Here is an 11895-nt window from a genome sequence, read left to right as displayed (position 1 = left end):
GTCCGCCGGGGCCCGCTCCGCAACCCTCACGCCGGTTCGTGTTTCGCCGCCGCGGATTCCTGCTTTTCCGCCCCGGCTTTCGCCTCCGGCGCCGCCAGTCCGGCGACGGCGCTGTACAACCAAGCGGCCACCGACGCACCCAGAACCGGGCCGATCACGTACACCGGGTACTCCGCCCACCGTACGTGCCCACCGAACAGACGATCCATCACATACGGACCAAACGTGCGAGCCGAGTTAAACGACGAACCGGTGGGCCCCGCCGTGGTCATGATGATCCCCGCCACCGTCACCCGATGATCATGCCGGCAAACCCCTGGGGCGCCCGGCCGTCCACCGCAGCGCCCATGATCACTGTCATGAGAACAGAGACCTCAATCGCTTCAATCACGATTCCCTGCACATACCCGGTGGTCGGAGCGAACACCGTCGCCCCGAGATTTCCCACGATCGCTCCGTCCGTCCCGAGGATCACGACAATCCCCAGCGCCCCGATCGCGGCGCCGATCAACTGCGCCGCCAGACAAGCCGGTACCTCCCGCCAGGGTAATCGCCGAACCACCGCCAGGCCCACCGTCACAGCCGGATTAATATGACACAGAAATATGCACGAACGCATAAATCATCCCCGCCACAATGATCCCAAACGCCAGACTGACGACGCCCACGTCGGCCAGGGTCACCGGGTGGTGGGTCTGCCCTGCCAACACCCCGTTGAACGCCGCACATCCCGGGCCGATCAACACCAACAACGCCGTCCCAATCCCTTCGGCCGGATGCTGGCGCCGGATGTTCAAAAGGACATGGACGAAGCGATCGAATGGGCGAAATATCATCCCCCGGAAGAAACTTCCCTTGACGAGTTGGAGAAGCGGGTGCGCGATGAGTGACGAACGAGTTCGTCTGGACCTGAACAATCCAGTTTTTCAGCGCACGCTGTTCCGCCTCGTGAAATCCGACCAGTTGTCGGTGCTTGGGACCTTGCGAAAACTGTCGGAACTGACATGGAATCAGGTATATCGTGATCCCGGGTTAAAATGGGAACTGATTTATTCTCGTCAGGGGCCGCATGGCGAGCGGCTGTACAGTTTTCCCATCGGAAGAGACTTTCGAGCAGTGGCTTACCGGGACGGCCCGTGGCTGCGCCTGTTGTCGCTCCATCCGGATCACGACTCGGCTTATCGTTGAGAAGATTGACCGTTTGGCCCAGGAACGGCCGGCCCTACCGCAACACAGCCCCCTCCATGCCCTCGCCTCTGATCCGGAGACCGGGATCATCCCCTGCCGGAACCCCGTCCTGCCTGTTACCTCCACACCAACCCTCGCCTCAGCCCTCCACCCGCTCCATCACCGCCCGGTGGAGACGATCCAACAGCTCCCGGGCATCCGCATCATCCCGACCCCGCACGCCAAAATAAATTTTGAGCTTCGGCTCGGTCCCGGAAGGCCTCAGGCAGAACCAGTGGCCGCCGTCCAGCACAAACTTCAGCACATCCGATCGGGGCAGATCCAGCGCCCCCTCACTCCCGTCCGCCCGGCGTACCCGGCCGACGAGATAATCCTGCACCTCGGCCACCGCCAGCCCCGCCACCTCCAGCGGCGGCGCATCCCGCCACCGCTCCATCATCGCCCTCATCCGGGCCTGGCCCTCGGCCCCGGGCATCGTCACCGACACCAGCCGCTCCCGGTAATACCCGTACGCCCGATACAGCTCCTCCAGGCGATCCAGCAGCGTCTTCCCCGCCGCCTTGTGATGGGCGATCATCTCCGCCGCCATGGCCGACGCCTGCACCCCGTCCTTATCCCGGACAAAATCACCGATGAGATAGCCGCAGCTTTCTTCGTAGCCGAACACAAACCCGCGCCCGGTGCCCTCGAGGCGCCCGATCTGCTCGCCGATAAATTTGAAACCCGTCAACACGTCGATGGTCTCCAGCCCATTGGCGTCGGCCAGCGCCCGTCCCATCTCCGACGTGACGATGGTCTTGATCATCACGCCCTTGTCGGGCATCGCGCCCAACGCTTTTCGCCTCTCCAAAATATAATCCAGCAACAACACACCGACCTGGTTGCCGCTGAGATATTCGTAATCCCCATGACCGTCGGCCACCGCCACCCCCACCCGGTCGCAGTCCGGATCGGTGGCCAGCACCGCATCCGCCTTTATCTCCCGGGCCAGCGCCAGGGCCCGCTCAAAAGCCGCCGGGTCCTCGGGGTTCGGCGACGCCACCGTGCTGAACTCCGGATCCGGGCGCATCTGTTCCTCGACGCACACCACCCGGCACCCCATCTCCTCCAGCACCCGGGGCACCAATTTACCCCCGGTCCCGTGCAAGGGCGTGTACACCAACGTGACCGGCGCCCTGCCGGCGCTCGGCGTGCCCGTGCCGCCGGACAAACCCAATCCCCGCACCCGGGCGACGTACCGATCGTCCATCTCCGCCCCGAGCCGCCGCAACAGCCCGGCCCGGGTCGCTTCCCCTTCGTCCGCCGTCGGCACCGAGAAAGGATCCTCCACCTGCGCGATCTCCCGGATGATCGCCTCGGCCAGCTCCGGCACCGCCTGGCATCCGTCCGGCCCGTAGACCTTATACCCGTTGTACTCGGGCGGATTGTGGCTCGCCGTGATCACCACCCCCGCCGCGGCCTCCAAATCCCGCACGCCAAACGACAACTCCGGAGTCGGGCGAATCCCTTCGAACAGATACACCGGGATGCCGGCCCCGGCCAACGTCAGCGCCGTTTCTTTTGCGAACAGATCCGACCAGCGCCGGGAGTCGTAGGCCACCACCACCCCGCGCCCGGCCGTCCCCTGCCGCTGCAGATACCGCGCCAGCCCCGCCGTGGCCAGCCGCACCGTGTAACGGTTCATGCGATTCGTCCCGGCGCCCATCACCCCGCGCAGACCGCCGGTCCCGAAGCGCAGATCCTCCCCGAAGGCATCCGCCAGCCCTTTCGGATCCGCCTCCAACCGCGCTAAGTCTTCCGCCAAATCCGGGTCGGCCGCCAGGTGCCTCCGCCACACCCGGTACAGCCCCCTTCGTTCCTCGGTCAAAAAATCGGTCCCCGCTGATTCTCTCATCCGACATCCCCTCCACACATCGATGCGTCCCCTGGCGTTATCTTTACTATACAGGAAAATGAAGAAGCCCGGGTAGGCGCCTCCCTCGGGTGGAGCCAAAGCCGGGGACCTCCGGCCGCATTGTCGGCGCCGCAATGCAGTAGCTACTATTCTTACGAAAGCTCATTTATAATGGAGGGATCGACTTGATGGCCATGGCAATGGTGACCTCTAAATTTCAGTTGACCATCCCGAACGAGATCCGCAACGCGTTGGGAATTGAGGGTGGAAACCGAATCCTGTTTCAGGTGGACGATCACGGCCACGTGTCGATTCGCGTGGTTAAGCCCGCTTCGGTGGACGACTTGGCGGGATCGCTGGGACGGGCGGCGAACCGCCCCATTGAATATGTCCCCATCGACGAAGCTCGACAGGCGGTGTGCGATCAGCTCGCCGAAACCGATCAGGTGGAGGGACAGGCGGAGAACAAAACCGCTGCCGGACAACACCGATCACGACCCGCTGCGAACAACAATTTGGGCAGGAGAGAAAAGAACCAGTGATGACCGTGTATGTGGACACGAACGTCATCCTCCGTTACCTCCTCGGTGATCATCGCGACATGTCGTCGGCCGCAACCGAGTTGTTCCGACAAGCCGGGCGGGGAGAAATCCGTCTGAGAATTGAACCGATTATCTTGGCGGAATGCTGTTGCGTTTTGCAGGGAAAGATCTACGCCCGGTATTTTCCCTCGAGACACTCCATCGCGGATCCACTCATTCGATTGATCCTTTTGCCAGGTGTTGAATCGGACAATCCCGTGTGGCTGATCGAAACTCTGTAGATCTACGCTGAGGAAAACGTGGATTTCGCCGACGCTTATCTAACGGTCTTGGCACGTAATCGATCGTGTCGAGTGGCATCTTTCGATGAGGATCTGAAGCGTCTGGCGGTAGACGCGATCATTCCGAAACACGAGAAAGACGACTCGCAGTAGGTCGTCCGGCGCCGCCTCCGTGTTGACCGGTGTCCCACTCATGCCCGGCCTTTGCCCGAAATGGGGTATGCAAACACATCGCCGCGGCTTTGACATATTTGGTTGAGAGTGGCTTTGCCGGCCGGCCCACGGGTCTTTTCACGGCTCCCGACGCTTCGTCCCACCCTCGTCCCGGTTCTTCTCTTGAGCAGGCATGAACGTTTGCCGGGTCATTTCGTGAATCCTCCCCCCACTGAAGTGAGAGGCATCCATCCATAGGCGCGGGAGAAGCCTCGGCATCCGGCAGCGGGGCTGCCGCCCAGGCTTTCCTGACCCCTTAGGCTGGACGGGTTCCTGGATTCCCGGACACCTGCCGGGAACGTTGTCCCGCAGGCGACCCCTCCCTTTCGGGAGTCGCAGGCTTTCGCAATGTGGTTAGGCGGTCTTTTGTTGCAACCGCTTTTCCTCCCGGATGAACCAGGCCATGCCGATGTTGATGGCCGCATTCACGTGGCTGTTGTGAACGGGGCCGCAGTTCCTGCACGCCAAGATGTTGCCGGCCCTCGAAGTCTCCAGCGAGCCGCACAGCGAACACCGGGCGCTGGTGTCCTTCGGAGAGATAAGAGCAACCAGAATTCCCCGTGCCTTTGCTTTGTACGTGGTGTATTTCATCACCCTCCGGTGCAGCCAGTAACCGATCCTCTGCCGCATCTTGGCCGAACCGTGCCTGTTTCTGTCCGGCCTGAAGTGTTTCAAGTTCTCGAACACAATGACCCGTGCATCCCACTCCATCGCAAGGTCCACCAGGCGTTTGCTTACATGGTGGGCGTAATTGTCGTTTGCCGCGTGAACCTTGCGCCAGAGCTTTTTGCAGGGCCGGTGTCCTTTTGGAACAATTCCCAGGTCGCTCACGTTCCGGGCAATGAGCCCCAGCAGGTGGTGGACATCCGTCGTGTTACACGCTGTCAGGCCGATGTGCCTGACTTTGTGAACCGTACCGTCCTTCCCCACCAAGGCGCACACCGCCCGGTTCTTGCGGCCCAGGTTCAGGTCCACGGCCAGCACCTTCGGGTTCTTAGACCGGTAGTAGTCGGTGAACTTCATTACGTTCGACTTTTTCTCGAAAGCGGTCACCAGGTGGAAGATACCCTCTCTTTCATAAACGGTGGGCACCGTCATCTCCCACGCATCATCCAGATGAAGCTTCCTTGAATGACGGGTGGGTTCCACTTCCACGGTGATGAACCGCCAGTCGCTCCCGTCCCAGACTTTTAGCTGAATCGTGTTGGCCTTGAGCGAAAGATTCTTGAAGTCGCCTTTGTAAAACGTGATACCCACATTGCCCGCCGCCGGATACTTCGGCGGGTGTTCGTCGAAAGGGATTCGTTTTTTGCCTTCGGCGACACGACTTTCGTTTCTTTCCTGGATCCTTTCTTTTTTTCTGAGCCACCGCTGGTAGTTGGAATGCCAGCTCTTCGCCATGCCGATCGCCTTGGCAATAATCGCCCGGCGCAGATATGCCGGAAACTTCGGCCAAACGGCGTCGATCGGGTAAGGCGGGTCGGGATTGCCACCGAATGGTTTCCCGGTTTTCCTGTTCATTCGCGGTTCTGTCCGAACCGTCAGTCTTTCCAGCGCCCTTGTGCCGGAATTCCTGTCCCACCCGGGCAGTTTGTCGAGATTGTCATGGATCACGTCCAGGTAAAACCCCAAGACGGCCCGATAGATTTCTTCCGTCCGCCGGATCATCTCCGGAGAACCGGTGATAAATCTCCCAATACGCTGTTTGGTCGAGATTATGTTTTTGACCACTGGCATTCTCTTCACCTGCCACGGTTTTATTGTACCATTGAAGGAGATTACAAACAAATGTTTTCAAGGATTTGGCCGCCTTGACTCCCCATTAAAATGGGGAGGATGCGGCGGCTGGTTTCTCAACCGCATGTTGCAACTCCTGCATGAGGGAATCGAAGTCGTCGGGGACGCGGAAATGACCCACCACCACCCCCTTGTCCTCTAAATCCTCCGTGTGAAGCCTCTCCCGCCTCGCTTTCGCTTAGAGGCGGGAGCTTCCTGGTTCATCGACCGTAGCCACATGGGTCTTACACAATCTCCCCAGGCGTAAGTTCGGGTGCTTCCAGCCCTACTCAGATCTTGCTTAATTCGCCCTTTGCAGGATGACCATCGCCGAGACCACGTCCCGGTCGGCGGTCAGCCCGCAATGCGGGCATTGGTGTATCCGGACGCTTAGGTCTTTGGGAACCGGATGCCCGCATACACAGGTTTGGGACGTGCCGGCTGGAGGAACTTTCACCAGAACCTTGCCAAACTTTTTGGCTTTATATTCGATGTAGCTGATGAACTTGCTCCAGCCAGCGTCGGCGATGCTCTTGCTCAAATGGCGATTTTTCATCATGTTCTTCACCGACAAATCCTCGACGGCGATCCAGTCATATTTTTGGACGACGCCGTGGGAAATCTTGTGCAAGAAATCTTTCCGCTGATTGGCAATCTTATCATGCAGCCTGGTTACTTTCGCTTTAGCCTTCCCTCGGTTGTTTGAACCTTTTTTCTTGCGGGAAAGCCGTCTTTGCAACCTGGCCAGTTTCTTTTCGGATTTACGAAAGTATTTCGGGTTATCGATTTTCGTGCCGTCTGAGAGTGCGGCGAAGGTGAAAAGGCCAACATCAATACCCACCTTGTTAACAACGTCTACTCCTTCGGACTCCTGGATTTCCGAGGTCAGATTGACGTACCATTTGCCGCCGTGGTACTTGACATTGATTCGGCTGACCTTGGCCGGGTCAAATTCAAAGTGGGCTTTCATTTTGACGTGCCCAATCTTAGGCAAATAAATATGGCCGATTTTTTTGAAATGGTCCTGCTTGTCCGCCTGCAGGTAGGTGAAAGAACGGTAATGGTTCCGATCTTTGTAATGCGGATACCCGGCCAAGCCAGCAAAAAACCGCTGAAACGCATGGTCTAACCTTTGCAGGCAATCCTGCAAAACTTGAGCATTGACCTGTTGGTATTCCGGAAATTCTTTCTTAAATGCCGGCAGTTCATTTTTTTGTGCGGTGCAAGAAGGGGACTTGCCTCTTTGCCGATAACAAATTTCCCTTTGCTTCAGGGCTGTGTTGTAGAGCTACGGCAAAGCTCCAGGGTCTGAAACAGCTTTTGCTCCTGCTCTTTAGTGGGTTCGATGTGAAACCGGTGTACGATGATCATGTTTCTCACCCTGGGAATCGATGTATGTTTTGATCCCTTCCATCGGAGCTCCCCCGGTAGTCAACAGGCAAAAACTGCGGGACCAGAAATGTTCTTTCCAGAGGTGTTTCCGGATTTCCGGGAACTCCTTTTTCACCAACCGGGACGAGGCGCTTTTGAAAGCGTTGATGTATTTCGACAGAGTGCTGTTGGGGTGGGCACTGAAGAGGATGTGCACGTGATCGCGGTCATGGTTAAATTCTAAGAACGTAATGTTGTACCTTGGTGCTATATATTCTCCGATTTCCCTAATGCGTGCGGCCACTGGATCGTTGATCACTTTTCGGCGGTACTTGACCACCAAGACGAGGTGATACGTGAGCTTAAACACTGAATGATAATTGCTGTCCAATTTCATAGCAACACCAAGACCTTCGCTAATTAGTAACTGATTCTATGTTACAACAACTTTTGGTAAACTGCAATCGAGTAGGAGGGGCGACTAGCCCCCGTCCTTTCACACCACCGCACATGCGGGTCCGCATCCGGCGGTTCATCAAGTTTGACGAAGCCTTCGGTAACGTTCGCTTAAACTCATCAACCCTTGGGCTTGCCAATAGCCGTTGCCCAGGGCTCGATTCATCGGCCCATGGGCCATTCGCCACGGCCCTTTGCGGGCGTTGGCGAATTGGTATACCACCCACTCCGGCAATCCCAGTGCGCGCAGTTCACGATATCGCGTCCGCACCCGTTTCCACTGTTTCCAGAGACACATCCGCAGCCTCCGCGGTATCCATCCCTCGACACAAAAAATGCCGGACTTGCGTCCGGCCGCCCATTCACCACCCGCCTAAAGAGGCGGGAGACCTCTGTGCGGATTTTGATAGAAAGACCGAAACAGCCCTGTCTTGCGAACCTCTTTCAGCGTTTCTGCGGTTTTGGGGTCGATTTGATCCAAGAACAAGAACCTACACCCCCGGAATTTTCCGAGTGGGCTTCCACCGTTCTCCCTTTTGAAGCGGGGGAAGCGGTTCGCCCCAAAGCGCGATGGACCAAAAATTCGCCACGGGCCTGGGCAACTCCCGATTCCCCTCCAGGTCCTCGCGAACAACCTGTTCGAACCGGTCGCGGCCGTAGGTTTGGGCGGCCCACTCCAACTGTTCCCACGTACCCGCGACCATGACCGTTTTGATCACAAACTTCCAATTCCGGACCGGGTCAATACTTTCGGGCACGTAGTTATGAAACAACGGCCAAAGAAATTTCGGGAGTTTCTTAGGAATTGCCATTCCTTCGCGCCCCCTTTCCCAAGCTTCGCCGATTTTCCAGCCGTGCAGCCGCCCTCATTCGAGACCCACGGGCTCCCGTGGGATGATCCGATTCCCCTTTGCGTGTATGTTTATTATGGCGAATCCCACAAATGATGTCCATCGCTCAGTAGTGCCGCTACGATCGCACCCAGTTGCCCACCAATACTTACATAGGATGAGGCACGACCACGCCATTCCTTGGGCCAGGCCTCGGTAACCAGAGCCATACCGATTCCATATTCCCCTCCGGCACCCAAGCCTGCCACGAAGCGCACCGAGGAAATGAGCCCTCCATGGGTTTGTCCCACACCAAACTCTTTGAGTAGAAGAGGGAGGGCACAAAGGTGTCGTCGCACATCGGTTGTCTCATCCTCCCGTCAACCCTTCGGCTTCACCAGCCGCCCCACGGGACCCGCCATCGGCCGGCCGTCCTCCATCACCTGGATCCCCCGCACAAAGGCGGCCACCGGAGCCCCCCGGCCGGTCCGGCCCTCATAAGGCTGAACCCGGCTTTTCGAATACAGATCCTCGCCCCGCACCACCCACGTCCGATCCAAGTCCACCACGGTAAAATCAGCATCGGCGCCGGGCCGGATCACGCCTTTCACCCCGTATAATCCCCAGATCCGGGCGGGGTTCTCCGCCATCAGCTCCACCAGCCGATTCAGGCTCAACTGCCCCCGCACCACCGCGTCCAGCATGATGGGCACCATCGTCTGAACCCCAGAAAAACCCGCCGGTACGCTCCAGATGTCCCCGTTTTTTTCTTCCTCGGTATGAGGCGAGTGGTCCGACCCCACGGCCTGCAGTTCCCCCGACCGAAGAGCCTCCCACAGCCGATCCTGGTGATGGCGCCGGCGGATGGGCGGGAGAATTTTCATCCGCACCCCCACCCGCTCCCAATCCTCATCCGTCAGCGTTAAATAATGCGGACAGGTCTCACCGGTCACCGACCACCCCCGCCGCCGGGCTTCAGCCAGCGCCTCCACGCCATCCGCCGACGTCATGTGGAGGATGTGCACATGCACCCCCGCCGCCTGGCCCAGCGCCATGGCCGCCTCGGTGGTCAACCGCTCGTTGACCGCCGGCCGGGAACGCAAAAATGCGGCATAATCGGCTCCCCCCGCCGCCCTCTCCTTCCGGGTGAGCCGGGCGATGAGCTCCCGGTTTTCCGCGTGGACCGCCACCGCCCGGCCCAGCCCCCCAATGACTCGGAAGGCCTCAAAGATCTGCCCTTCATCCGGAGGCGGAACGATGTCGCTCCCCTCCGCGGCATCGTACACCAAGGCGAGGTTCTTGCGGTTCAGCGCGTATCCCCAAAACAACTTGAAACCGATCACCCCGGCCTCGGCGAGCCCCGAGAGCGCCTTCAGGTTCTCGTCTCCCAACACAATCCCATAGAGCCCATAATCCACATGGGCTTTGGGAGCGATTTCCTCCACCCGCCGGTGAAAATGATCCGCGTCTCTCACCGGAGGCACGCAGTTGGGCATCTCCAAAATCGTGGTGATCCCGCCGGCCGCCGCCGCCCGGGTGGAGTGGGCAAAATCCTCCTTGTGCGTGAGTCCGGGATCCCGGCTGTGCACGTGTTCGTCAATGAGGCCCGGGAGCACAAACCGCCCGGTGGCCTCGTACACCCGCCCGGCCTCGGCACCCTCCAGAGTGCCGATTGCGGCGATTTTGCCGTCGACAACCCCGATATCTCCCCGGTACGTTTCCCGGGGCGTGACGATCCGCCCGCCCCGCAGAATGAGATCAAACATCGATCAGGCCCTCCTTAAGCCCTGTTACGTCAACTCGGCTCCCTTCCGCTCCTGAATCAGCAATAGAGTGGCGAGCGCCGCAATCACGTACACTCCCGAGATCAGCCCGATGGCCGAGCTCAACGACTGGTGCAACGCCAGATAACCGATGACGAACGGCGCAAACCCCCCAATGGCTCGTCCCACATTAAATGTAACATTTTCCGCCGTCGATCGTACTTCTGTAGGATAACTCTCGGCAATGAGGGCACCGTACCCGGCCATCATCCCATTGACGAAAAATCCCATGATCGCTCCGCCGATCAGCAGCGCCACCGGAATGGTCTGATGTGTGTACAGCCACACCGCCGCCGCCGATGCGAGTTGAAAGAGAATAAAGGACGGCCTGCGCCCCCATCGGTCCGCCAGCCAGCCGAATACGACAATGCCGATCATCATCCCCACCACGGTCACAATCGTCCATAAGCCGGACTTGTTAAACGAAAACCCGAGTTGCTTGGCCAACATCGTCGGTACCCAGGTCATGATCCCGTAGTATCCGAAATTTTGGACACTGCAGAGGATCGTCAAGCCCACGGTGGACGCAATCGCCCGGGGAGAGTTAAACAACAGCGCCAAAGGGACGGACCGGCGTGTCTTCGTCCGGCGCTGCCACAATTCGGGTTCTTTCAGACTCCGTCGGGCCCATGCTGCAAAGAGGGCAGGTATGATACCGACGAAGAACACGCCCCGCCACCCGAACAGCGGTTGGATCCACAATGATGTCAGGATCGCCAGCACTACCCCCACCTGAAAACCCAGGGCCACCCCGGACGTGGCCCGGGCCCGGTACCGCGCCGGCCAGGTTTCAGTCACCAAGGTCATCCCTATCCCAAATTCTCCACCGAGCCCCAGGCCCGCAATGAACCGGAACACGTTCACCCAGGTCAGGTTCGTCGCGAATGCCGTGAGACCGGTGAAAACGGCGAAGATAACAATCGACCACGTAAAAGTCCTCACCCGACCCACGGCGTCGGCGAGCATGCCAAAGCCAATCCCGCCGACGACGGCCCCGAACAAGGTTACGGTGGCGATCCCCCCGGCCTGGGCGGTTGTTAAATGAAGATCACTGATCATGGCGGATAACACCATCGAAAGGATCATCAGGTCAAGGCCATCCATCGCATAACCGATTGCAGACGACCACAACACCTTCCAATGATATGGTGTAACCCGGTCTTTGTGCTCCGGTTCCATCCCGGCCTTTGGAACCTGTACACCCGATGCCGAAACTCCCACGAATCCTCCCTCCGATCTGTTACCGCTTTGTTATGTTTTTTTACTTACCATGAATATAGCCGCTACACCCCCGCTTTGTCTGTTGGACGATCGGCCAAAACCATTGCCTGCTCTTTGTCGGTCCTCGACAATCCACACGGAGCCGACAACGGCTTCGCCGCATATAGTGCCCGCCAACGGAGTATACCTGACCAAGCATGTGTATCGCAAAGAGCGACCGGGGCCTGTGCACTGGTGGCCTCCCCAGTATAGCGTTCCCCCGAGAACTGATTCGTGAACGGCGGGGATACCCATATGGCC

General features: G+C 58.9%; 16 protein-coding genes and 1 pseudogene. 4 read left to right on the top strand and 13 right to left on the bottom strand.

Annotated features, from left to right (window positions below; genetic code table 11):
* Nucleotides 1-26 precede the first annotated feature (26 nt).
* From BTUS_RS19090 to BTUS_RS19080, 3 genes are read right to left on the bottom strand one after another with little or no spacing between them, the layout of a single operon-like run.
* Nucleotides 27-293, bottom strand: coding sequence for an aquaporin (locus tag BTUS_RS19090; RefSeq protein ID WP_052300571.1), 267 nt, complete (start codon nucleotides 291-293; stop codon nucleotides 27-29).
* A complete protein-coding gene (locus BTUS_RS19085; protein WP_052300570.1) occupies nucleotides 290-562 on the bottom strand; it encodes an aquaporin in 273 nt (90 codons plus the stop codon). The genes BTUS_RS19090 and BTUS_RS19085 overlap by 4 nt, the downstream gene beginning before the upstream one ends.
* Nucleotides 563-587: 25 nt before the next feature.
* Nucleotides 588-836, bottom strand: coding sequence for an MIP/aquaporin family protein (locus BTUS_RS19080; protein WP_218917987.1), 249 nt, complete (start codon nucleotides 834-836; stop codon nucleotides 588-590).
* A gap of 46 nt (nucleotides 837-882) precedes the next feature.
* On the opposite strand from BTUS_RS19080, the gene BTUS_RS06745 reads away from it, so the two are divergent.
* Nucleotides 883-1188, top strand: a complete 306-nt coding sequence (locus BTUS_RS06745) for a hypothetical protein (protein ID WP_013075365.1) — start codon at nucleotides 883-885, stop codon at nucleotides 1186-1188.
* 139 nt (nucleotides 1189-1327) lie between these two features.
* Here the strand turns inward: BTUS_RS06745 and BTUS_RS06740 are convergent, their stop codons facing one another.
* On the bottom strand, nucleotides 1328-3082 hold the full coding sequence (locus BTUS_RS06740; protein ID WP_013075364.1) for a phospho-sugar mutase: 1755 nt from the start codon (nucleotides 3080-3082) through the stop codon (nucleotides 1328-1330).
* Between the two features lie 188 nt (nucleotides 3083-3270).
* Here BTUS_RS06740 and BTUS_RS06735 point away from each other — a divergent pair, with 188 nt between their 5' ends.
* The 3 genes from BTUS_RS06735 to BTUS_RS19235 all read left to right on the top strand — a co-directional run bounded on the left by BTUS_RS06735 (nucleotide 3271) and on the right by BTUS_RS19235 (nucleotide 4255).
* Nucleotides 3271-3624 carry an AbrB/MazE/SpoVT family DNA-binding domain-containing protein gene (locus BTUS_RS06735; RefSeq protein WP_013075363.1) on the top strand — a complete coding sequence of 118 codons (354 nt, stop codon included), beginning with the start codon at nucleotides 3271-3273 and terminating at the stop codon, nucleotides 3622-3624.
* On the top strand, nucleotides 3621-3905 hold the full coding sequence (locus tag BTUS_RS16800; RefSeq protein ID WP_123809251.1) for a PIN domain-containing protein: 285 nt from the start codon (nucleotides 3621-3623) through the stop codon (nucleotides 3903-3905). Before BTUS_RS06735 ends, BTUS_RS16800 begins: the two co-directional genes overlap by 4 nt.
* A 182-nt stretch (nucleotides 3906-4087) precedes the next feature.
* The gene (locus BTUS_RS19235) at nucleotides 4088-4255 is read left to right on the top strand and encodes an SWIM zinc finger family protein (RefSeq protein ID WP_407635225.1); all 168 of its coding nucleotides are present in this window, start codon (nucleotides 4088-4090) and stop codon (nucleotides 4253-4255) included.
* A 217-nt stretch (nucleotides 4256-4472) separates the two neighbouring features.
* Here the strand turns inward: BTUS_RS19235 and BTUS_RS06725 are convergent, their stop codons facing one another.
* From BTUS_RS06725 to BTUS_RS06700, 9 genes and pseudogenes are all read right to left on the bottom strand, one after another.
* Nucleotides 4473-5855 carry a zinc ribbon domain-containing protein gene (locus tag BTUS_RS06725; RefSeq protein ID WP_013075362.1) on the bottom strand — a complete coding sequence of 461 codons (1383 nt, stop codon included), beginning with the start codon at nucleotides 5853-5855 and terminating at the stop codon, nucleotides 4473-4475.
* A 340-nt stretch (nucleotides 5856-6195) separates the two neighbouring features.
* Nucleotides 6196-7152 (bottom strand): RNA-guided endonuclease InsQ/TnpB family protein, encoded by a 957-nt coding sequence (locus tag BTUS_RS06720; RefSeq protein WP_245543399.1) that lies wholly within the window; start codon nucleotides 7150-7152, stop codon nucleotides 6196-6198.
* 11 nt (nucleotides 7153-7163) lie between these two features.
* On the bottom strand, nucleotides 7164-7265 hold the full coding sequence (locus tag BTUS_RS19230; RefSeq protein ID WP_218917985.1) for a helix-turn-helix domain-containing protein: 102 nt from the start codon (nucleotides 7263-7265) through the stop codon (nucleotides 7164-7166).
* The gene (tnpA, locus tag BTUS_RS06715; RefSeq protein WP_013075361.1) at nucleotides 7228-7662 is read right to left on the bottom strand and encodes an IS200/IS605 family transposase; all 435 of its coding nucleotides are present in this window, start codon (nucleotides 7660-7662) and stop codon (nucleotides 7228-7230) included. The genes BTUS_RS19230 and tnpA overlap by 38 nt, the downstream gene beginning before the upstream one ends.
* 138 nt (nucleotides 7663-7800) lie before the next feature.
* A complete protein-coding gene (locus BTUS_RS17435) occupies nucleotides 7801-8019 on the bottom strand; it encodes a hypothetical protein (protein WP_218917984.1) in 219 nt (72 codons plus the stop codon).
* Between the two features lie 193 nt (nucleotides 8020-8212).
* Complete coding sequence (locus tag BTUS_RS18385; RefSeq protein WP_013075360.1) at nucleotides 8213-8533, bottom strand: DUF6922 domain-containing protein; 321 nt, start codon at nucleotides 8531-8533, stop codon at nucleotides 8213-8215.
* Between the two features lie 143 nt (nucleotides 8534-8676).
* Nucleotides 8677-8862, bottom strand: a pseudogene (locus tag BTUS_RS17905) (MFS transporter); the annotation flags it as partial.
* A gap of 69 nt (nucleotides 8863-8931) precedes the next feature.
* Nucleotides 8932-10317, bottom strand: coding sequence for an allantoinase AllB (gene allB, locus BTUS_RS06705; RefSeq protein ID WP_013075359.1), 1386 nt, complete (start codon nucleotides 10315-10317; stop codon nucleotides 8932-8934).
* 24 nt (nucleotides 10318-10341) lie between these two features.
* Nucleotides 10342-11595 carry an MFS transporter gene (locus tag BTUS_RS06700; RefSeq protein WP_013075358.1) on the bottom strand — a complete coding sequence of 418 codons (1254 nt, stop codon included), beginning with the start codon at nucleotides 11593-11595 and terminating at the stop codon, nucleotides 10342-10344.
* Between the last annotated feature and the right edge of the window lie 300 nt (nucleotides 11596-11895).

Source organism: Kyrpidia tusciae DSM 2912, assembly GCF_000092905.1.
In the GTDB taxonomy this organism is placed as follows: Bacteria; Bacillota; Bacilli; order Kyrpidiales; family Kyrpidiaceae; genus Kyrpidia; species Kyrpidia tusciae.
This window is presented reverse-complemented; position numbering and strand designations above follow the sequence as displayed.

Coding starts and splice junctions, on each gene's coding strand:
- BTUS_RS19080 (WP_218917987.1), bottom strand. CDS start 836: ATGATATTTCGCCCATTCGATCGCTTCGTCCATGTCCTTTTGAACATC.
- BTUS_RS06745 (WP_013075365.1), top strand. CDS start 883: ATGAGTGACGAACGAGTTCGTCTGGACCTGAACAATCCAGTTTTTCAG.
- BTUS_RS06740 (WP_013075364.1), bottom strand. CDS start 3,082: ATGAGAGAATCAGCGGGGACCGATTTTTTGACCGAGGAACGAAGGGGG.
- BTUS_RS06735 (WP_013075363.1), top strand. CDS start 3,271: ATGGCCATGGCAATGGTGACCTCTAAATTTCAGTTGACCATCCCGAAC.
- BTUS_RS06725 (WP_013075362.1), bottom strand. CDS start 5,855: ATGCCAGTGGTCAAAAACATAATCTCGACCAAACAGCGTATTGGGAGA.
- BTUS_RS19230 (WP_218917985.1), bottom strand. CDS start 7,265: ATGATCATCGTACACCGGTTTCACATCGAACCCACTAAAGAGCAGGAG.
- tnpA (WP_013075361.1), bottom strand. CDS start 7,662: ATGAAATTGGACAGCAATTATCATTCAGTGTTTAAGCTCACGTATCAC.
- BTUS_RS17435 (WP_218917984.1), bottom strand. CDS start 8,019: ATGTGTCTCTGGAAACAGTGGAAACGGGTGCGGACGCGATATCGTGAA.
- BTUS_RS18385 (WP_013075360.1), bottom strand. CDS start 8,533: ATGGCAATTCCTAAGAAACTCCCGAAATTTCTTTGGCCGTTGTTTCAT.
- allB (WP_013075359.1), bottom strand. CDS start 10,317: ATGTTTGATCTCATTCTGCGGGGCGGGCGGATCGTCACGCCCCGGGAA.